At 61.4% G+C, this 18,900-nt stretch carries 19 protein-coding genes; 11 read left to right on the top strand and 8 right to left on the bottom strand.

Annotation, left to right across the window (positions count from 1 at the left end; genetic code table 11):
- The first annotated feature begins 49 nt into the window (after positions 1-49).
- Positions 50-898, top strand: coding sequence for a cache domain-containing protein (locus tag NQL71_RS16080; protein ID WP_046818861.1), 849 nt, complete (start codon positions 50-52; stop codon positions 896-898).
- A gap of 96 nt (positions 899-994) precedes the next feature.
- Here NQL71_RS16080 and NQL71_RS16075 read toward each other — a convergent pair whose 3' ends face one another.
- Both NQL71_RS16075 and pobA read right to left on the bottom strand, forming a co-directional pair.
- Positions 995-2,512 carry an MDR family MFS transporter gene (locus NQL71_RS16075; protein WP_274643008.1) on the bottom strand — a complete coding sequence of 506 codons (1,518 nt, stop codon included), beginning with the start codon at positions 2,510-2,512 and terminating at the stop codon, positions 995-997.
- Between the two features lie 76 nt (positions 2,513-2,588).
- Complete coding sequence (pobA, locus tag NQL71_RS16070) at positions 2,589-3,773, bottom strand: 4-hydroxybenzoate 3-monooxygenase (RefSeq protein WP_274643055.1); 1,185 nt, start codon at positions 3,771-3,773, stop codon at positions 2,589-2,591.
- 190 nt (positions 3,774-3,963) lie between these two features.
- Between pobA and NQL71_RS16065 the strand changes: the two genes are divergently transcribed.
- Positions 3,964-4,860 (top strand): helix-turn-helix domain-containing protein, encoded by an 897-nt coding sequence (locus NQL71_RS16065; protein WP_274643007.1) that lies wholly within the window; start codon positions 3,964-3,966, stop codon positions 4,858-4,860.
- Positions 4,861-4,869: 9 nt separating this feature from the next.
- Here NQL71_RS16065 and NQL71_RS16060 read toward each other — a convergent pair whose 3' ends face one another.
- Entirely contained in the window at positions 4,870-5,046 is a 177-nt protein-coding gene (locus tag NQL71_RS16060; RefSeq protein WP_162837843.1) for a hypothetical protein, read from the bottom strand.
- Positions 5,047-5,268: 222 nt separating this feature from the next.
- Positions 5,269-6,174: a LysR family transcriptional regulator gene (locus tag NQL71_RS16055; protein ID WP_218639279.1), complete on the bottom strand. Its 906-nt coding sequence runs from the start codon at positions 6,172-6,174 to the stop codon at positions 5,269-5,271.
- Positions 6,175-6,294: 120 nt separating this feature from the next.
- On the opposite strand from NQL71_RS16055, the gene NQL71_RS16050 reads away from it, so the two are divergent.
- The gene (locus NQL71_RS16050) at positions 6,295-7,173 is read left to right on the top strand and encodes an MBL fold metallo-hydrolase (protein WP_274643006.1); all 879 of its coding nucleotides are present in this window, start codon (positions 6,295-6,297) and stop codon (positions 7,171-7,173) included.
- A 32-nt stretch (positions 7,174-7,205) separates the two neighbouring features.
- On the opposite strand, the gene NQL71_RS16045 is transcribed toward NQL71_RS16050, so the two are convergent.
- Complete coding sequence (locus NQL71_RS16045) at positions 7,206-8,087, bottom strand: LysR substrate-binding domain-containing protein (protein WP_046818854.1); 882 nt, start codon at positions 8,085-8,087, stop codon at positions 7,206-7,208.
- 159 nt (positions 8,088-8,246) lie between these two features.
- Between NQL71_RS16045 and NQL71_RS16040 the strand changes: the two genes are divergently transcribed.
- From NQL71_RS16040 to NQL71_RS16015, 6 genes are all read left to right on the top strand, one after another.
- Complete coding sequence (locus tag NQL71_RS16040; protein ID WP_274643005.1) at positions 8,247-9,884, top strand: 5-guanidino-2-oxopentanoate decarboxylase; 1,638 nt, start codon at positions 8,247-8,249, stop codon at positions 9,882-9,884.
- A complete protein-coding gene (locus NQL71_RS16035) occupies positions 9,881-11,329 on the top strand; it encodes an aldehyde dehydrogenase family protein (RefSeq protein WP_274643004.1) in 1,449 nt (482 codons plus the stop codon). Before NQL71_RS16040 ends, NQL71_RS16035 begins: the two co-directional genes overlap by 4 nt.
- A gap of 217 nt (positions 11,330-11,546) precedes the next feature.
- The gene (locus tag NQL71_RS16030) at positions 11,547-12,650 is read left to right on the top strand and encodes an extracellular solute-binding protein (protein ID WP_046818851.1); all 1,104 of its coding nucleotides are present in this window, start codon (positions 11,547-11,549) and stop codon (positions 12,648-12,650) included.
- A 194-nt stretch (positions 12,651-12,844) separates the two neighbouring features.
- Positions 12,845-13,753: an ABC transporter permease gene (locus tag NQL71_RS16025; RefSeq protein WP_046818850.1), complete on the top strand. Its 909-nt coding sequence runs from the start codon at positions 12,845-12,847 to the stop codon at positions 13,751-13,753.
- Complete coding sequence (locus NQL71_RS16020; protein ID WP_046818849.1) at positions 13,750-14,598, top strand: ABC transporter permease; 849 nt, start codon at positions 13,750-13,752, stop codon at positions 14,596-14,598. Before NQL71_RS16025 ends, NQL71_RS16020 begins: the two co-directional genes overlap by 4 nt.
- A gap of 18 nt (positions 14,599-14,616) precedes the next feature.
- A complete protein-coding gene (locus tag NQL71_RS16015) occupies positions 14,617-15,672 on the top strand; it encodes an ABC transporter ATP-binding protein (protein WP_077185257.1) in 1,056 nt (351 codons plus the stop codon).
- A gap of 82 nt (positions 15,673-15,754) precedes the next feature.
- Here NQL71_RS16015 and NQL71_RS16010 read toward each other — a convergent pair whose 3' ends face one another.
- Positions 15,755-16,684 carry an AraC family transcriptional regulator gene (locus tag NQL71_RS16010; RefSeq protein WP_046818847.1) on the bottom strand — a complete coding sequence of 310 codons (930 nt, stop codon included), beginning with the start codon at positions 16,682-16,684 and terminating at the stop codon, positions 15,755-15,757.
- A 336-nt stretch (positions 16,685-17,020) separates the two neighbouring features.
- Between NQL71_RS16010 and NQL71_RS16005 the strand changes: the two genes are divergently transcribed.
- Entirely contained in the window at positions 17,021-17,374 is a 354-nt protein-coding gene (locus NQL71_RS16005) for a putative quinol monooxygenase (RefSeq protein ID WP_046818846.1), read from the top strand.
- Between the two features lie 41 nt (positions 17,375-17,415).
- Entirely contained in the window at positions 17,416-17,646 is a 231-nt protein-coding gene (locus tag NQL71_RS16000; RefSeq protein ID WP_046818845.1) for a hypothetical protein, read from the top strand.
- On the opposite strand, the gene NQL71_RS15995 is transcribed toward NQL71_RS16000, so the two are convergent.
- Positions 17,647-18,276 carry a flavin reductase family protein gene (locus NQL71_RS15995; RefSeq protein ID WP_274643003.1) on the bottom strand — a complete coding sequence of 210 codons (630 nt, stop codon included), beginning with the start codon at positions 18,274-18,276 and terminating at the stop codon, positions 17,647-17,649.
- Between the two features lie 253 nt (positions 18,277-18,529).
- Positions 18,530-18,784 (bottom strand): hypothetical protein, encoded by a 255-nt coding sequence (locus NQL71_RS15990; RefSeq protein WP_274643002.1) that lies wholly within the window; start codon positions 18,782-18,784, stop codon positions 18,530-18,532.
- Positions 18,785-18,900: the final 116 nt, after the last annotated feature.

Raw genomic sequence — 18,900 nt, 5'->3', positions numbered from 1 at the left:
CATTGCCGTCTACGCTCTTGAAACATCAAAAAAGAACGAGGGACACGCCATGGGAGTTGTGCACAAGTTGGCCTGGTTATGCGGCATGCTGCTGATGTGCCTGGGCCAGGTTCAAGCGGCCCAAACGCAAAAGGCTGACAGCCAGGCCGCCATCGCCTTGCTGGAAAAGGCCTTGGCCTACTACCACGACAATGGCGACAAGGCCTTTGCCGCGTTCAGCCGCCAGGGCGAGTTCGTCGATCAGGACCGGTATGTCTTCGTTGTCGATACCAAGGGTGTGATGCTCGCCAGCGGCGGGCCTTCGGCGGCGCTGATTGGCCGGGATGTGTCGGATGTGCTGGGGCCGGATCTGCAGAAGGCCTTCAAGGATGCGCTGAAAACGCCCGAGGGCAATGGCATCCAGCAAGCGGAGTACCGGTGGCAGAACTGGTCCGACGGCAAGGTCGAGCGCAAGCATGTCTACTATCAGCGCGTCGGCCAGCGCATTCTCGCGGTTGGCTACTACTTGCCCCGGGCCTCGGCGGAACAGGCCATGGCCTTGCTGAACAAGGCGGCAACCGACCTGGCCAAGGACGAGAAGGGCACCCTGGCAGCGATCAACTCCCTCAAGGGCGGCTATCTGCAGGATGACCTGTATGTCTTTGTCGTCGACCTCGATACCGGGCGCTACGTGGCCCATGGCACCAACCTGCGATTGATCAACACTGATTTCAGCCTGATCAAGGATCCGGATGGCAAACCGGTGGGTGAGCCGATGCTGGCGCTCATCGCGAAACAGGATTACGGCGAGTATGAGTACCGCTGGAAAAACCCGGTGACCGGGAAGGTCGAGAACAAGCATGCCTACCTGAAGAAGGTCGGGCATTTCCTGGTGGCGGTGGGTTACTACAGTCCTTGAGATTGCAGACCTGCAGGAGCCCGGCTTGCCGGCGAAAAACGATAACGCGGTATTGAAGACACACCGCAGCGTCTGGTTCGCCGGCAAGCCGGGCTCCTACAGGACTTTATCTTCGCGCCCGCGCAACAACATGTTCGGCATGGCAATCGCCGCCGCCAAACCCAGCAGCGATACAGCCGCGCTCATCATCAGCAAATGCCGGAAAGTCAGCAGCAATTCAGCGCGCAAGGCGTTTTGAGCATCTCCCGGCGCGGCATTCAGGCCGTCCAGCAAGACATTGCCCGAGTGACCCTCGCCCAGCAGTGAAGCGCCGGCCAAGTGGGTGAAGCTCGAATCCTGCAACAACGCCAGCAACAGCGCCGACATCAATGCAACGCCCACCGCACCACCCAATGAGCGGAACAGGTTGGTGGTGCTGGTGGCCACGCCGATGTCGCGCTGTTGCACCGAGTTCTGCGTGCCGACCAGAGAGGTTGGAAACTGCATCCCCGAGGCGATCCCACAGAGCAGCATGAACAGGCTGCTGAGCAAAAAGGCTTGGGGCGGGCTGAACGCCATGCCGAGAATCGCCAGTGGCATCAGCAGAGCGCCGCCCAGGATCATCGGCTTATAGCGCCCGGTGATGGAGGTACGGCGGCCGGCAAAATACGCACCGATCGGCAAGCCAATGGCCAGCGGCAACAGGTGCAGGGCGGCGGCGTCTGCGCCGGCACCGGTGACACTCTGGAAACGCAGCGGCATCAGCACGATCAACGAGATGGCCTGGAAGCTGGTGAAGAAGATCGTGCACCAGCACAGGATCGCATTACGGTTGGCAAACAGGTGCATCGGCAGCAAGGGCTCCGCCGCTCGTCGTTCATGCAGCACGAACAGGCCCAGCACAGCTGTCGCACACGCCAGCAAACCCAGGACTTCGGCACTGCGCCAGGAATGGCCCTGGCCGAACTGGGTGATGCCCAGCAGCAAGGCCGTCAGCCCGATGATCATCAACAGCGTGCCGAGGTAATCGATCACCGGCTTGCGTTGTGGAATCGGCAAGCCCACCAGGGTGCGATTGGCCACCAGCCACGCCCCCAGGCCCAGCGGCAGATTGATCAGGAAGACCCAGCGCCAGGACAGATATTCGGTCATGTACCCGCCCAGAACCGGACCGGCCACGCTGGCGACCGCATACATGCTGCTGAAGTAGCCCTGATAGCGGCCGCGCTCGCGGGGTGGCACGATGTCGCCGATGATCGCCTGGCTGACCGAGATCATGCCACCGGCACCGATCCCCTGGAGAATGCGCGCCAGCACCAGCTGTTCCATGCTCTGGGCCATGCCGCAGAACAACGACGCGAGGGTGAACAGGCCCATGCCGAACAGCATCAGTTTGCGCCGGCCGTACAGGTCACCCAGTTTGCCGTAGATCGGCACCGCCACCGTCATTGCCACCATGTAGCCGGAAATCACCCAGGCCAGCAGGCTGACGTCCTTGAACTGCGCGGAAATGGCCGGCATCGACACGGCAACGATGGTCTGGTCCAGTGCGCCGAGAAAAATGGCCAGCATCAGCGCGATCAGCACGCTGCGGATGGCCGGTTTGGGCAATTCAGGCTGGTGGAGAGTGGTCACGGGGAAACCTGCGGCAGTGATAGACCCGCCAGAGGCAAGGCGAGCGGGATGCTCGCCAGTTTAAGTCGGTAGCAAGCTATTCGATAGCCTCATAGGGAAGACCGACGTAATTTTCCGCAATGGTCTTGCGGCCCGCTTCGGAGTCGACGAAGTAATCCAGCTCCGATTCGGCAATGCGCTGGCTGAAGGCGTCGTGATCATCGAAACGGTGCAGCATCGAGGTCATCCACCAGGAAAACCGCTCGGCTTTCCACACCCGACGCAGACAGACCTCGGAGTACTTCTCGAGCAGATCGAGACGGCCTTCGCGGTAAACCTTGAGCAGGATATTGAACAGAGTGCTGACATCGCTGGCCGCCAGGTTCAGGCCCTTGGCGCCGGTGGGCGGGACAATGTGCGCCGCGTCGCCGACCAGGAACATGCGCCCATACTGCATCGGTTCGACCACGAAACTGCGCAATGGCGCGATGCTCTTTTCGATGGATGGACCGGTCACCAGATTGTCCGCCAAGGATGAGGGCAGGCGGGTCTTGAGTTCATCCCAGAAGCGTTGGTCGGACCAGGCCTCGACCTTTTCGTCCGCTGGCACCTGCAGGTAATAGCGGGTGCGCGTGGCCGAACGCATGCTGCACAAGGCAAAGCCCCGCGCATGGCGGGCGTACACCAATTCTTCGTGCACAGGCGGAGTATCGGCGAGAATCCCCAGCCAGCCGAACGGGTAGACCCGTTCGAAGACCTTCAGGCATTCGGCGGGTATCGCCTGCCGCGCTACGCCATGGAACCCGTCGCAACCGGCAATATAGTCACAATCGAGTCGCCAGCTTTCGCCGTCCTTGTCGAACGTCACGAACGCTTCATCGGTTTTCATGCCGTGGGGAACGACATTGGCGGCCTGGTAAATCGTCTGCGCGCCGGCGACCTGACGAGCGGCCATCAGGTCACGGGTGACTTCGGTCTGACCGTAGATCATCACCGTTTTGCCACCGGTCAGCGCCTGCAGATCGATATGCACCTGGCGGCCGTCCAGCGCCAGTTCGAAGCCACCGTGGACCAGCCCTTCGGCGTCCATGCGCTGACTCACACCGGCCTGGCGCAACAGCTCTACCATGCCTTGTTCAAGTACGCCGGCACGGATTCGCCCGAGCACGTAATCCGGGGCCTGTCGTTCGACAATGACCGTGTCGATGCCGGCGTTGTGCAGCAACTGGCCGAGCAGCAAACCGGACGGACCGGCACCGATAATGGCAACTTGGGTTTTCAGTGTTTTCATTGTTTTTATGACTCGCAAGCTACACGCGACGGGGGTCGGTGAATGATTTTTATGGATCGAGTGCTTGCATTTTTCACTTGCGGGTCTGTCAATTGAAGGTGAAAACTGAGCGGATAGCTGTACATTCTGCCAATCGGTGCGATTATCGCCCGCCGTCCATTCCGAAACCTGGATTGAAGTGATGAACAAGCCTGACCTGCCTTCGATTCCGGTGTTCAAGCTCTACGGGGAAAGCCTGGATTGGCCGACTCCGGACTTGCTGCACTGTGAAACCATTTCCAAACGCAGTCGCGAACATCAATGGGAAATCAAACCCCACCGTCACGCCGATTTATGTCAGTTGCTCTTCGTATTGAAAGGTCAGGCAGAGCTTGAAATCGAAGGCAAACGTACGCAACTGACTGATCCGGCGATCCAGATCCTGCCGCCGCTGTCGGTGCATGGCTTCCGCTTCAGCGAAGATGTCGAGGGGTTCGTGGTCACCCTCGCGGCGCCCCTGATCGCGCACCTTCAGGGGCAACTGGGGCATTCGGTGAATGCCCTGGCCCAGGCCGAGAGCTACCCCGCAGGCCAGGACGCCGAGTACCTGAACAGTCTGTTTTGCGCGTTGCAGAACGAGTACACCAGCCATCAACCGGCGCGGGAAATGCTCATGCATTCGCTGGTCAGCGTGATCATGGTCTGGGTCAGTCGCCAGGTGATCCAGCGCCGGTCGGCCAGTCAACGGCCGCAGCGGGCGCGGGAATACCTCAATGGCTACATCCAGCTGGTGGAAGAGACCTATCGCCAGCACGTCAAGGTCGAGGACCTGGCCCATCGCCTGGGGATTTCGGTCTCTCACCTGAACGGCACCTGCCGAGAGCTGGCGGGACAACCGGCGTTGCAGATCATGCACGAGCGGCAGTTGCTGGAGGCCAAGCGACTGCTGACCTACACCAGCATGACCATCTATGAAATGTCCGACGTGTTGGGGTTCTCTGATCCGACCAACTTCACGCGCCTGTTCCGACGCCGAGTGGGAATCTCGCCGAAGGCGTTCCGCGACCGCCTGAAGGCCGATCAGGACAACGACGCCTGACCCACCGGCTTAGCGCAGGGCGTTAAGGGTCGCGTTGTGGGGAATGCAGCGCTCGAAATTGCAGCTGGCATACTCCCGGGGCAGATTGCGCAGCTGCTCGACGCGCCACGCGGCAGCACCGTATAGCCCGAGCGTGACCGCGCAGGTGATGAAGATGGCGAGGTACCTTCTTGTCTTGATGTTCATGGCGTAGACCTCTGAACGGATACCCTTGGGTATTACCTTGAGCATAGGTCAGGGGTGGTGAGTTGCCAGGGTTACGGGCGTCGCATTTGACCTGGTATTCAGAACACTGATGACCCCTTGTGGGAGCGGGCCTGCTCGCGAAAGCGGTAGTTCACGCGCAAAATTTGCGTCGGATGTACCGACCTCTTCGCGAGTAAGCCCGCTCCCACATTTTTGATCCGATTACAGGCCAACATCCCACTCCGGTTCTTCCGGAAACCTCGCCACCAGAAAATCCAGCAAGCTGCGCAGCGCCGCCGGCATGTGCTTGCGTGAGGCATACACCGCGTACACGTTCATCTGCCGCGGTTCGGCCTGGGGCAGCAGGCGGACCAGTTCACCGCTGTGGATGTGCACACCGGCCTGGTAAGTGGGGAGCATCGCCACACCGGCGCCGGCCAGGGTGGCGCGCAGCAGCGTGCTGGCTTCGTTGGCGCTGATGTTGCCTTGCACGGGCACCGACACTTGCTCGCCCTTCAATTCAAAGTGCCACAGGCTTTTGCCGAAGTAGGAGTGGGTCAGGCAATTGTGTGCGCTCAGGTCCTCGATCCGCTGGGGTGCCGGGTGTTCGCGCAGGTAGGCAGGGGCGGCGCAGATCACCGAGCGACACACCGTCAAGCGACGGGCAATCAGGTTGGGGTCCAGGTCATTGCTGGTACGAATCGCCAGGTCGATGCGCTCATCCACCAGGTTCACCGTGCGATCGAGCATCTGCAGGTCGATGCTGACACCGGGATAGCGCTTGACGTAGGCCGCCATGGCATCGGCCAGTTGCGCCTGGCCGAACGAGGTGCTGACGCTGATGCGCAGCAGGCCACGGGGTGCATCGTCCGGCACGCTGACGGCGGCCTGCATGTCCGTGGACAAGTCGAGCATCTGCCGGCAGCGCGGCAGTATTTCGCTGCCGGCGGCGGTCAGGCTCAATTTGCGCGTGGTGCGGTGCATCAGGCGTGCGCCGACCCAATCTTCCAGTTCCGCCAGGTAACGCGAAACCACCGGCCTTGAAAGCTCCAGATGATCGGCGGCGGCCGATTGGCTGCCCAGATCGACCACCGTGACGAACACCCGCATTGCTTGTAGACGATCCATGATTTGCCCGATTTCAGAAACAAACTATGTTCAAGCATCGCATTTTTTGTACTGATCCAGGCAACTAAGCTCTGTTCCCAGTTATCGGCCAACCCAGGCCTTCAAACAACGGAGCAACAGATGACCGGTTTAACTACCTTCAAGCGCGTTTTGCTGGCGGCAACCGCCTTCGGTTTCGCCGCCCACGCCGCGGCGTCGACATTGACCCTGGACGTGTACAATCCCGGCGAAAAAGCGATATTCCCGGTGACGTCGGTGCTGGTCAGCGGCGAGAAAGAGGCGATTCTGGTGGACGCCCAGTTCGGCAAATCCCAGGCCGAACAGGTGGTGGAAAAAATCCGCGCCAGCGGCAAGCAACTGACCACCATCTACATCAGCCACGGCGACCCGGACTACTACTTCGGCCTCGATACCCTCACCGCTGCATTCCCCAAGGCCAAGGTGCTCGCATCACAGCCGACCGTGGATCACATCAAGCAGACCGTCGACGGCAAACTGGCGTTCTGGGGCCCGAAAATGGGCGCCGATGTGCCGGCCAGAACCCTCGTGCCGGACGTGCTCAAGGGCGACAGCCTGATGCTCGAAGGGCAGAAGCTGCAGGTGGTCGGCCTTGAGGGCAAGCAACCGGATCGCAGTTTCGTGTGGATTCCATCGATCAAGGCCGTGGTCGGTGGCGTGGTCGTGGCAGACAACATCCACGTGTGGATGGCCGACACCCAAACCCCGCAGTCTCACGCCGACTGGCTGGCGACATTGCACTCGATCGAAACCCTGAAGCCGACCACCATCGTGCCGGGTCACTACCTTGGCGACAGCGCCCGTTCCCTGGCCGCCGTGCAATTCACCGCCGATTACATCAAGGCCTTTGACGAGGAAACCGCCAAGGCCAAGGATTCGGCGGCCCTGATCGCGGCGATGAAAAAGCGCTACCCGGCACTGGGTGAAGAGAGCTCACTGCAGTTGAGCGCGAAGGTCGCCAAGGGCGAGATGAAGTGGTAACCCACGGTATCAAATGAAGGCGCGGGGGCGTTTCAACGCGCCTGCGCCTGTTCCACCAACCACCCCATCAATTCACGCAACTTCGCCGAAGGCCCGGGTTTTTCCGGGAAAACCAGGTAATACGCCAGTCCGGTTTTCACCTTCAATTCGAACGGCATGACCAATCGGCCGGCATTCAAGTCGTCGCCGATCAGCGACCAGTCACCGATCGCCACGCCGGTCCCCTGGGACGCCATCGACATGGCCAGGTCCAGGGTCTCGAAATGCTGGCCCTTGCCGACATTGCTCAATTGCACATCAGCGGCTTTCAACCAGGCCTTCCAGTCCCGTTCATCGCGAGTCGGGTGCAGCAGCAAGTGTTGTTGCAGGTCGGTCGGTGTCTGCAGGGCCATGGGGCCTTCGAGCATGGGCCGGGAACACACCGGCGTCAGTTGCTCATCGAAGAGTTTTTGCGCCACCAGCGAATGGTCTGGCGACGCACCGTACATCACCGCCGCATCGAATTGTTCGAGGTGAAAATCCACCCCATGCTTGACCGTGGTGGTCAGTTCGACCGGCACGTCCGGGCGTTCTTTTTGCCACTGCAACAACCGTGGCAACAGCCAGCGCATGACGCAGGTCGGGGCCTTGAGTTGCAGGGTTTCGCGCTTCTCGCCGATCTGCTCAACGGCTTCGTCGATCAGGCCGAAAATCTGCTGGACCCGGGGCAGCCACTCGCGTCCCTCGGCGGTCAGGTCCAGGCCTCGGGCCTGGCGAATGAACAGTTCATAACCCAGGTGATCTTCCAGCCCGGCGATCTGCCGGCTCACGGCGCCCTGGGTGATGTGCAGTTGCTCGGCGGCCCGGGTGAAGTTGCAGCACTGCGCGGTAATCAGAAAAGTGTGCAGCGCCGGCAGGGGAGGCAATCGTTTCATTGGGATCCAAGGTATGACGTGAGGACATGGCTAGTATGACTTTTTATCCATTGTTGCGGCTACGTGTCGCCCGTTCCAATGAGGCCATCCCTGGACCTGCGAATCCATCATAAACACTGCGCAGGCCCGGCGTCTCAAACGAACAAGAAGGGCAATCACATGGCGACGTGCGGCGAAGTATTGGTCAAGTTACTCGAAGGTTACGGGGTCGAGCAGGTGTTCGGCATTCCCGGGGTGCATACCGTGGAGCTGTATCGCGGGTTGGCCCGTTCGAGCATCAACCACGTCACCCCTCGCCACGAACAGGGCGCCGGATTCATGGCCGACGGCTATGCCCGCACCAGCGGCAAGCCAGGTGTGTGCTTCATCATCACCGGCCCCGGCATGACCAACATCACCACGGCGATGGGCCAGGCCTATGCCGATTCGATCCCGATGCTGGTGATCTCCAGCGTACAGACCCGCAACCAACTGGGCGGCGGTCGCGGCAAGCTCCACGAGTTGCCGAACCAGAGCGCACTGGTCGGCGGCGTGGCGGCGTTCTCCCATACCCTGATGTCGGCGTCCGAGTTGCCGGGTATCTTGGCCCGCGCCTTCGCGCTGTTCCAGGCGGGTCGTCCGCGTCCGGTGCACATCGAGATTCCGCTGGACGTCCTGGTTGAAGACGCCGACGACCTGCTGGGCAGCCTGCCGGTGCACATCGACCGCGCTGGCGCTTCGCCGTCCGCCGTTTCGCGCATGACCGAACTGCTGGCGGGCGCCAAGCGGCCGTTGATCCTCGCCGGTGGCGGCGCCATCGATGCAGCCGCCGAGCTGACCGAGCTGGCTGAATTGCTGGACGCGCCCGTTGCGCTGACCATCAACGCCAAGGGCATGCTGCACGCCGCCCACCCGCTGCTGATCGGTTCGACCCAGAGCCTGGTCGCCACTCGCGCACTGGTCGCCGAGGCCGATGTGGTCCTGGCCATCGGTACCGAACTGGCCGAGACCGACTACGATGTCACCTTCGCCGGTGGCTTCGAGATTCCCGGCAAGCTGCTGCGCATCGACATCGACCCGGACCAGACCGTTCGCAACTACCCGCCACACGTGGCCCTGGTGGCCGATTCGCGCAACGCCGCCCAGGCCTTGCTCAGCGCACTGTCGCACAAGCCACTGGCCGAGCGCCGCAACGATTGGGGCCAGGTGCGCGCGGCCCGCTTGCGTGAAGCGCTGGCCGCCAACTGGGATGCGCCGACCCTGGCCCAGACCCGTTTCCTGGAAACCGTCCTGCACGAACTGCCGAACGCGGTATTCGTCGGCGATTCGACCCAACCGGTGTACACCGGCAACCTGACATTCAACCCTGAGCGCCCGCGTCGCTGGTTCAACTCGTCCACCGGATACGGCACCCTCGGCTACGCCTTGCCAGCGGCGATTGGCGCCTGGTTGGGCGGCACTGTCGAAGGCGGCGCACGTCCTCCGGTAGTGTGCCTGATCGGCGACGGTGGCCTGCAATTCACCCTGCCGGAACTGGCCAGCGCCGTTGAAGCGCGCACGCCGGTGATCGTGCTGCTGTGGAATAACCAGGGCTACGAAGAGATCAAGAAGTACATGGTCAACCGCGCCATCGAGCCGGTCGGCGTGGACATCTATACCCCGGACTTCATCGGTGTCGCCAAGGCTTTGGGCTGCGCGGCCGAGGCGGTCAATGGTGTCGAGCAACTGCGCACGGCATTGCGTGTCGCCACCGATCGCCAGGGCCCGACCCTGATTGAAATCGATCAGGCCGAGTGGACCAAGGCGGTGTCGAAATGAGTTTTCCAATCACCCTGGACGGCTTGTACATCAACGGTCAATGGTCGGCGGGCGACGAACATTTGCGGGTGATCAACCCGGCCACTGAAGCGCTGTTGACCACGGTCAATGGCGGCGACGAACACGCCGTCGACCTGGCCGTGGGCGCGGCAACCAAGGCCTTCGCCGCCTGGTCGCACACCAGCGGTGCCGAGCGCGGTGCAATCCTGCGCGCAATTGCGACAGGCGTGCAGGCCGGTCGCGAAAAACTCATGCACCTGCAGTCGAGCAACAACGGCAAGCCATTGTTCGAGGCGGCCATCGACGTCGATGACGTGATCGCCACGTTCGAGTATTACGCAGGCCTGGCCGAGGGGCTGGATGCGAAACAGGACAGCCCGGTCGAACTGCCGACTGGCGACTTCAGTGCGCGCCTGCGCCGTGAACCTTGCGGTGTGGTCGGCCTGATCGTGCCGTGGAACTTCCCGATGGTCACCACCGCGTGGAAGCTCGCCCCGGCCCTGGCCGCCGGTTGCTGCGTGGTGCTCAAGCCGTCGGAAGTGACGCCGCTGCCGGAGCTGGAACTGGCGACGATCATTGCCCAGGCCGGCTTGCCGGCTGGTGTGTTCAACCTGGTGTGCGGCACGGGCCTGTCCGTTGGCGCACCGCTGACAGCGGACCCGCGTATCGCCAAGGTGTCGTTCACCGGCAGCAACGCAGTCGGCGTGCATGTCATGCAGCGTGCAGCGGAAACCGTCAAGGGCGTGAGCCTGGAACTGGGCGGCAAATCTTCCTTGCTGGTGCTGGCCGATGCCGATCTCGACCTGGCGGTGGAGGTGGCCTGCGGTGGTGGTTTCTTCAACGCCGGGCAAATGTGCTCCGCCACCAGCCGCGTGCTGGTCGCCGATGAACTGGCCGATGAATTCCTCACCCGTGTGAAAGCCCGCGCTGAAGCCATCCGCGTAGCCGACCCGTTCGACCCGAACGTGGAAATGGGCGCGCTGGTCAATCAGGCGCAATACCAGCGCGTGCTCGGCCACATCGATCGCGGCTTGAGCGCTGGCGCCAGGCTGGTGTGCGGTGGCAATCGTCCGGCCGACCTGCCGCGCGGGTATTTTTTGCAGCCGACGGTTTTCACCGACGTGCCCCTGGACAGTGCGCTGTGGTGTGAAGAGATTTTCGGCCCGGTGATCTGCGTGCGCCGTTTCGCCTCCGAGGCCGAAGCGATTGCCCTGGCCAACGACAGCCAGTTCGGCCTGGTCGCCAGCGTGGTTACGCGCAATGCCGAGACTGCGGACCGCGTCGCCAACGCCTTACAGGCGGGGCTTGTGTGGATCAACGCGCCGCAGGTGATCTTCCCGCAGACCGCTTGGGGTGGCTACAAGCAGAGCAGCATCGGCCGCGAATTGGGGCCGTGGGGCTTGCAGGCTTTCCAGGAAATCAAGCACGTGATTCGTGCCGTCTGACGGCACGAAAACGGTCGGCGCGTGCCATGTGATGAGGCATGCGCCGGCGTCATGGCTTCAATGAGTTTTTATCGATAGTCAGCTGTTTTACACGACCTCAGGATGACCTCGCTGGCTCAGTAAAACCCCCGAAAATACGAGGGGTAACGCTGGTCCAGCCGCGCGGATGCAACAGTTTCGACCTGCCTTATACCTACAAAAACAAAGGGAGTCCGTAATGGGCGAGCATGATCTGAACAGACGTCAATTCATCAAGACCGTGGGCGTAGCCTCGGTTGCCGCGGCAGCCATGAGCCTGCCGTTCGTCAAGGCCAATGCCAGCGACACCCGCTTTCAAGGCAAGACCCTGCGCCTGCTGACCTGGTCCGACGACACCGGTCTGGCTGCGCTGCGCAACATCGCCGCGACGTTTGAAGACAAGTATGGCTGCAAGGTCATCGCCGACCGCACCGGCAGTACCTCGGAAATGGTCGCCAAGCTCAAGGCCGGCGGTGATCGTCCGCAGTACGACATCATCACCCTGGCCGGCGTCGGCGCCGAAGGCCTGGCCGCCGCCAACCTGCTGGAAAAACCCGACCTCAACCGCATTCCCAACCTGGTCGATGTACCTGAGAAATACCGCACCGGCGCCAATGGCCACGGTATCGGCTACTTGCTCTGGTGCAACAGCCTGGTCTACAGCACCCGTACGATCAAGGAAGCGCCGAACAGCTACGCCGCCCTGTGGGATGCCGACCTGTCGCCGAACATCTTCCTGCCGCCGCCGAACTGGACCGAGGCCATGGACCTGATCATCATTGCCGCCAAACTGGCCGGTGGTGACGAGCACAATATCGAGCCGGGCTTCAAGAAACTCGCCGAGCTCAAGGACCGTGTGGTGACCCTGGGCGAAAACCCGAACCAGATCGCCGAGCTGTTCCGCACCGGTTCCCTGGACATGGGCGGCCTGTACGCCCCGGCGTTTTTCCCGAAACAGATCCGCGATCCGAACTACGGCCTGGGCGCCACCTTCGGCATGAAGGAAGGTTTCTACACCGACCTGATGCTTTCGGTGATGCCGAAGAATCGTCCGGGCGATACCGACCTGACCTACGCGTTCATCAACCACTCTCTGGACCCATTGGTGCAGGGCAAGATGGCGGAAGACATCTACAACGGCCCGGTCAACGCCAAGGCGATCATCTCCGCCGAAGCGCGCAAGAGCCCGTACATCCTCACGCCGGAGCAGATTGCCGAGAAGGCGATCATGCACGACAACGCCTTCCTGGCCACCGTGCATGACCAATGGATTCGTCGTTACACGGAAATCTTTTCTTCCTGATCGAGTGACCTACACAGGATCTTCAAACACTGAAGATCCCCTGTGGGAGCGAGCCTGCTCGCGAATGCGTCAGCACATTCAATATTGATGTGACTGACACACCGCTTTCGCGAGCAGGCTCGCTCCCACAAGGGGGCCGATGTGTCTGGAAGTCTTGTGTCTGTCAGCTGCTTTCCATTGACGAGACCTTTGCTATGGAACACCAACCTTTGACCCATTCGGTCAGCGCCGCTGAGTCGCGCCCACGCCTCGGTGTTTCGCCGACCGCCCGCGCCTGGTTTTTCCTCACGCCGTCGATGCTGTTCCTGGGCGTGCTGATTGCCGCCAGCCTGCTGGTGCTGCGCATGAGCGTGGGCACCAAGGGCGCGGAATGGTCCGGCTTCAGCCTGGCCAGTTACGCCCAGTTGCTTGAACCCTATTACCTCAAGTCGCTGATGCTGACCCTGCGCCTGGCGCTGATCAGCGCGGTGATCGCAGTGATCCTGGCGATCCCGGTGGCCTACACCATGTCGCGCCTGACCTCGCCGTTCGTGCGACGGATCTTCCTGGCGGCGGTGTTGCTGCCATTGCTGGTCAACCTGCTGCTGCAAAGCTACGGCTGGCTGGTGATCCTCGGCCCCGGTGGCATGCTCAACCAGGCGCTGATGGGCCTGGGCCTGATCAAGCGCCCGATCATGCTGCTCTACAACCAGAACGGCGTGTTGATGGGCCTGGTGCAAACCGCTTTCCCATTGGCCGTGTTGCCGATTGCCAGCGCCATGCGCGGCGTCGCCCGCAGTTACGAAGAAGCGGCCGCCACCCTCGGCGCCAGTCGCTTCCAGGTGTTCCGCCAGGTGGTGTTGCCGATGAGCATGCCGGGGATCATCACCGGCGCGACCCTGGTGTTCGCCTACAACGCCAGCAGCTTCGTGGTGCCCTTGCTGCTCGGTGGCCGGCGCGTGCCGATGCTGGCGGTGATGGTGCATGACCAGATCGCCCCGCTGATGAACTGGCCCGCCGCGTCCGCTGCCGGCGTGGTGCTGATCGTCACCACGCTCGCGATCATGACCTTGTCCGAATACATCACTGGCCGTCGTCGGCGCATGCTGGAGGCTTCCCAATGAGCACCCTGACCAAGAAGCGTTATGGACTGTTGCCCGGCGAGACCGGCAAGTTTGCCGGCATCCTTTCGGGCTTCATCCTGCTGCTGGCGGTACTGCCGATCCTGACCATGATCGTCATGTCGTTCAGCGGCGCATCGAACCTCGACTTCCCGCCGAGCAGCTACAGCCTGCAATGGTACAAGGCCGCCTGGCACACCTTTGTGTCACCTGATTCCAGTGACGTGCTGAGTCTCGGCCAAGCCATGACCACCAGCTTGCTGGTGTCATGCCTGACCATGATCTTCGCTACGATCATCGCGGTGCCGGCAGCCTACGCGCTGACCCGTTGCGAGTTCCGCGGCAAGGCCGTGGCGCTGCAACTGATGTCGTTGCCGCTGGTGTTCCCGATGGTGGTGTTGGGCCTGGCGCTGCTGCTGGTGTTCGACAGCCTGCCGTTCCATATGACCACCTCGCGCCTGGTGATTGCCCACGTGATCCTGGCCTTGCCGTTCGTGGTGAAGAACTGCACGGCGGCCATGCTCTCGATCGGCAGCGAAGTCGAGGAAGCTGCGCAAATGCTTGGCGCTTCGCCGCTGCGGGCGATTGTCGACGTGGTCGTGCCGTTGATGAAGTCGGGGATCCTGGCGGGCATGCTGCTGGCGTTCATCGTTTCGTTCAACGAATTCACCGTGACCTATTTCCTCTACACCATCGACGTCATGACCGTGCCGATCTGGATGTACAGCCGCACCGTGTCTTCGCTCGACCCAACCGTATTTTCGTTTGCCGTGCTGATCGTGCTGATCGACTTCGTCCTGATCTGGGCGCTGGAGAAGCTGGTCGGTGAAGGTGGCGTTTCGTTCTGATTTCTTGAGGTGATTCACATGACTGGTCTGATTCTGGAAAACGTCGAGAAACATTACGGCTCGGCCTGCGCGGTAAAGGATGTAAACCTGCATTTGCCCGAAGGCAAACTGGTGTGTTTCCTCGGCCCCTCGGGTTGCGGCAAAACCACTTTGCTGCGGATGATCGCCGGGCTGGAAACCCTGAGCGGTGGCGAAATTCGCCTGGACGGCGAAGACATCGGTCACACCCCGGCGCACCTGCGAAATTTCGGCATGGTGTTCCAGTCGCTGGCGCTGTTCCCGCACATGACCGTGGGCGAAAACATTGCTTATCCTCTGAAACTGCGCGGGGTCAGCAAGGCGGATCGGCAGGCGCGGGTGGTGGAGTTGCTGGAATTGATCCAGCTGCAACCCATGATCGATCGGCCGGTGGCGAAACTGTCCGGCGGCCAGCGTCAGCGCGTGGCGATTGCCCGGGCGATTGCCTCGCACCCCAAAATCCTCTTGCTCGACGAACCGCTGTCGGCGCTGGATGCCAAGTTGCGCGAGTCGATGCAGGTGGAGATCCGTCAGCTGCAACAGCGCCTGAACATCACCACCATCATGGTGACCCACGACCAGCGCGAGGCCATGACCATGGCCGATATCGTCGTCGTATTGGGCGAACACAAGGTGCAGCAGGTGGGTACCCCGATCGAGATCTACCGGCACCCGGCCAACGAGTTCGTCGCCGACTTCATTGGCTCGGGCAATATCTTCCCGGCCACGGCGCTGGGCAACGGCAAGATCAGCCTGCCGGGCGGCGATGCACTGCAAGTGCCGATCTGCAGCAGCATCGTGGTGGGGGAGAAAGTGAAGATGCTGATTCGCCCGGAAGACCTGCAACTGTCGGCACCGCAGGCCACGGCGGGTAACCGCTTGCTGGGCAAGGTGACGTTCGTGCGCGATATCGGCGCGACCATCGAGACCACGGTGGAGTGTTCCGGGGTGTCGTTTACGGCGCTGAGTACGCCGTGCCAGGGCTTTGGCTTGAGCGTTGGGCATCCGGTGTCGGTGACATTGCCAGCTGAGGCTTGCCGGGTACTCGGCGCCTGACAGGCCCCCTTCGCTGGCAAGCCAGCTCCTACAGGTTACAGCGATCCCTTGTAGGAGCTGGCTTGCCAGCGAAGGCGCCGGATCAAACCGTCAACCGCAACCGCGCCAGATCCCTTAACGGCGGAGCCCCGAACAATCGGCTGTACTCCCGGCTGAACTGCGAAGGGCTTTCATACCCGACCCGATACCCCGCCGCCGAAGCCTCCAACCCTTCGGCCAGCATCAGCCGCCGCGCTTCCTGCAGGCGCAATTGCTTCTGATACTGCAACGGACTCATCGCTGTCATCGCCTTGAAGCGGTGATGCAAGGTCGACACGCTCAGGTTCACTTCCTTTGCCAGCTCATCGATGCGCAACGGCTGCTCATAGTTGCCGTTGAGCCACTTGATCGCCTGACTGATGCGATGACTCTGGCTGTTGGCAATGGCGATTTCATACAGCCGGTGCCCCTGCTTGCTGCGTAACAGGCGGTAGAGAATTTCCCGGCGAATCAGCGGCGCGAGCATGGCGATGTCTTTCGGAGTGTCGAGCAACCGTGCCAGGCGCAGCACGGCGTCGAGCATGGCGCTGTCGAGCTGCTCGACATACAACCCGCGCCCGGTTGGCCGGGTCGGTACGCCGAGAGGGCCGGCGTCGGCGATCAGCGCGGTGATTTCCGTCGGGTCGATGTCCAGCCGCAACGCCAGGATCGGCTCCTCGGCCGAGACATCGACCACGCGCCCGCTCAGCGGCATCGAGACCGAGACCACCAGATAGTTCAGCGGGTCGTAATTGAAGTACTCGTTAGCCAGCTGAACTTCCTTGCGCCCCTGGGCCATGATGCACAGCGCCGGTTGCGCGAGCACCGGGGCGAACTCGTGGGACTGGCTGTGGCGCGACATGAACAGTGAGCCGATGGCAGTGGCATAACTGCCATCTTCGGCGGTGTTGCGACGGATGATCGCCGCCAGTTCCGCGCGTTGCTTTTCCATGTCGGTGTCAAGCGGGGCTTGGAATTGATCGAACGACGACATGCAAGGCATCCTCGGCAAGGCATGGGTGATGGGCAGAGCATAAGTTTGTGCAAGCAATAGCGGTAGACACATCCTGCCTGATGCTTGCCTGATTCTGCACGGGATTGTTTGCGGATCCGGACAAGGCAGGACGCAGACGGGAAAACTTGCTTGAAACACGTATGGCACGAGCCTGCCTGGGTTTCACACATTGTTACAGGTCGCCCATGCACGTTCGCAGGATTGTGCAACGCGCCAGCAGGAATCGACTAACGACACAGGCGCCGTGGCCTTTAACCTTTGATCCTGTCGCAGCCCGTCCCCTGGCTGCCACGCGACTCCCCGGGAGGGTTGAACATGTCCAAGCAGATCCCCGTCAGTCATATGGCCTTTGTCCGAGCGCGCGCCGGGCGTTCCCAAGAGCTGGGTGTGCGCCTGAGTGCGCTGATCGAACCGTCCCGCGCCGCACCCGGTTGCCTGAATTTTGCCTTGCAGCATTCACAATGCGACCCGCAGTTGTGGCTGGTGTCCGGTTTCTGGGCCAACCAGCAAGCCATGACCGCGTATTTCAGCACGCCGGCGATGGAGGTTTTTGCCGAATTGGTCCAGGAACTGGTGGTCGACAGCCTGGATTTTCACACCTTCAAGGATGTGTCGGCGGCGCAGGCCTTGCGTCAGTCCGGGGCAGATATACACAAACTGGCCGGTTGAGGGTTTAATGACGGCATTCTCAATCAGCCAGGATTCGCGACATGGCACGTAAAGCCTTTGAAACCTTCGAAGCCGTATCGGCTGTAGTCCCCCGTGAGGGCGGGTATTACGCGGCAATCGCCACCAAAGCCATTGGTGGTTCCGGTGCGCCTCGCTTCAACAAATTGCTGGAAGAACAGACTTTCAAGACCGCCAAAGATGCGGACGAAGCCGCAGCCCTGCAGTTGACCCACCTCAAGGGGGTCAGCGAGGACGGCGGGCTGATCTGGTAATTACTTCACCGCCCCCGGGCGGTACATCTTGAACAACGCCTCGGGCCCCAACTGGAAATAATCCGCCGGCCCGCCGCCGCGCAGAATCGGTTCTGCCGCGGCGGTGTCGTACAACCCATCCTTCAATAGCCACTTGGCGATATGCACGGCGACCACTTCGCCGAGAATCAGCCAACTCGGCACCACATTGCCGTCCGCCCGCTGCAACTGAATGATCTGCGTGACCTTGCACTCGAAAGACACCGGGCTTTCGGCGACCCGTGGCACCTGAATGACTTTCGAGGCGACAGTGCTCAGGCCCGCCAGTTCGAATTCGTTGACCTGCGGCTCGACCATGGCGCTGCTCTGGTTCATTCGCTCAGCCAATGGCCGGGTGGCCAGGTTCCAGGCGAACTCACCGGTCTGTTCGATGTTGTTCAGGCTGTCTTTGCGTCCGACGCTGGAAAAACCAATGATCGGCGGAATGTAGTTGAAGGCGTTGAAGAAGCTGTAGGGCGCCAGGTTCAAGCGGCCTTCGGCATCCTGTGAAGAAATCCAGCCGATGGGACGCGGGCCGACGATCGCGTTGAACGGGTCGTGGGGCAGGCCGTGGCCGTTGACGGGTTCGTAGTAGTGGATGTCGTCGGGCATGGCGGGAATTCCTGGCACTTACGGGAGGCGGACATGGTGCAAGGACCGCCGACATTTTTCCAGTACGGACTCAGTCAATGTGGGAGCGGGCTCGCTTGCGAAATCGGTGTGTCATGCAACAGAAATGTTGAATGTAAAACCGCATTCGCGAGCAAGCCCGCTCCCACAGGTTCTATGGTTTGCCCGCAGATTTTCGGTGCCACAGAAATGACTAAGCCCGGCCGAAGCCGGGCTGTGATGCCGCTTGAATGAATCAGCTGACGGAAGCGCCGCCAGTACGGTTGTAGCCATCTTCGGCGACGGTGGCGCCGCCAGTACGGTCGTAGCCATCTTCGGCGACGGTGGCGCCGCCAGTACGGTCGTAGCCATCTTCGGCGACGGTGGCGCCGCCGGTGCGGTCGTAGCCATCGGCGGCAACGGCGGAGCCTGTGCGGTCGAATCCGTCGGCGGCAAAGGTGTTGGCGGCCAATACGGACAGGGCGATGGCGAGGATCAGTTTGGTTTTCATGTTCATTTCTCCAGGTTCTTTGGCGTTTTGTGTCTTGGGTATGGGTTTCATGCTACGCCAATTAAACTGATTAAAAAGCGCAAAATAATGCTAAGAACAATCGATTAATTAGATGT

The organism is Pseudomonas serbica (genome assembly GCF_028823535.1).
In the GTDB taxonomy this organism is placed as follows: Bacteria; Pseudomonadota; Gammaproteobacteria; order Pseudomonadales; family Pseudomonadaceae; genus Aquipseudomonas; species Aquipseudomonas serbica.
This window is presented reverse-complemented; position numbering and strand designations above follow the sequence as displayed.

What these genes read in the sequence shown, in the direction of transcription:
- NQL71_RS16080 (WP_046818861.1), top strand. Translation starts at nt 50, where the DNA reads ATGGGAGTTGTGCACAAGTTGGCCTGGTTATGCGGCATGCTGCTGATG.
- NQL71_RS16065 (WP_274643007.1), top strand. Translation starts at nt 3,964, where the DNA reads ATGAACAAGCCTGACCTGCCTTCGATTCCGGTGTTCAAGCTCTACGGG.
- NQL71_RS16060 (WP_162837843.1), bottom strand. Translation starts at nt 5,046, where the DNA reads ATGAACATCAAGACAAGAAGGTACCTCGCCATCTTCATCACCTGCGCG.
- NQL71_RS16055 (WP_218639279.1), bottom strand. Translation starts at nt 6,174, where the DNA reads ATGGATCGTCTACAAGCAATGCGGGTGTTCGTCACGGTGGTCGATCTG.
- NQL71_RS16050 (WP_274643006.1), top strand. Translation starts at nt 6,295, where the DNA reads ATGACCGGTTTAACTACCTTCAAGCGCGTTTTGCTGGCGGCAACCGCC.
- NQL71_RS16045 (WP_046818854.1), bottom strand. Translation starts at nt 8,087, where the DNA reads ATGAAACGATTGCCTCCCCTGCCGGCGCTGCACACTTTTCTGATTACC.
- NQL71_RS16040 (WP_274643005.1), top strand. Translation starts at nt 8,247, where the DNA reads ATGGCGACGTGCGGCGAAGTATTGGTCAAGTTACTCGAAGGTTACGGG.
- NQL71_RS16035 (WP_274643004.1), top strand. Translation starts at nt 9,881, where the DNA reads ATGAGTTTTCCAATCACCCTGGACGGCTTGTACATCAACGGTCAATGG.
- NQL71_RS16030 (WP_046818851.1), top strand. Translation starts at nt 11,547, where the DNA reads ATGGGCGAGCATGATCTGAACAGACGTCAATTCATCAAGACCGTGGGC.
- NQL71_RS16025 (WP_046818850.1), top strand. Translation starts at nt 12,845, where the DNA reads ATGGAACACCAACCTTTGACCCATTCGGTCAGCGCCGCTGAGTCGCGC.
- NQL71_RS16020 (WP_046818849.1), top strand. Translation starts at nt 13,750, where the DNA reads ATGAGCACCCTGACCAAGAAGCGTTATGGACTGTTGCCCGGCGAGACC.
- NQL71_RS16015 (WP_077185257.1), top strand. Translation starts at nt 14,617, where the DNA reads ATGACTGGTCTGATTCTGGAAAACGTCGAGAAACATTACGGCTCGGCC.
- NQL71_RS16010 (WP_046818847.1), bottom strand. Translation starts at nt 16,684, where the DNA reads ATGTCGTCGTTCGATCAATTCCAAGCCCCGCTTGACACCGACATGGAA.
- NQL71_RS16005 (WP_046818846.1), top strand. Translation starts at nt 17,021, where the DNA reads ATGTCCAAGCAGATCCCCGTCAGTCATATGGCCTTTGTCCGAGCGCGC.
- NQL71_RS16000 (WP_046818845.1), top strand. Translation starts at nt 17,416, where the DNA reads ATGGCACGTAAAGCCTTTGAAACCTTCGAAGCCGTATCGGCTGTAGTC.
- NQL71_RS15995 (WP_274643003.1), bottom strand. Translation starts at nt 18,276, where the DNA reads ATGCCCGACGACATCCACTACTACGAACCCGTCAACGGCCACGGCCTG.
- NQL71_RS15990 (WP_274643002.1), bottom strand. Translation starts at nt 18,784, where the DNA reads ATGAAAACCAAACTGATCCTCGCCATCGCCCTGTCCGTATTGGCCGCC.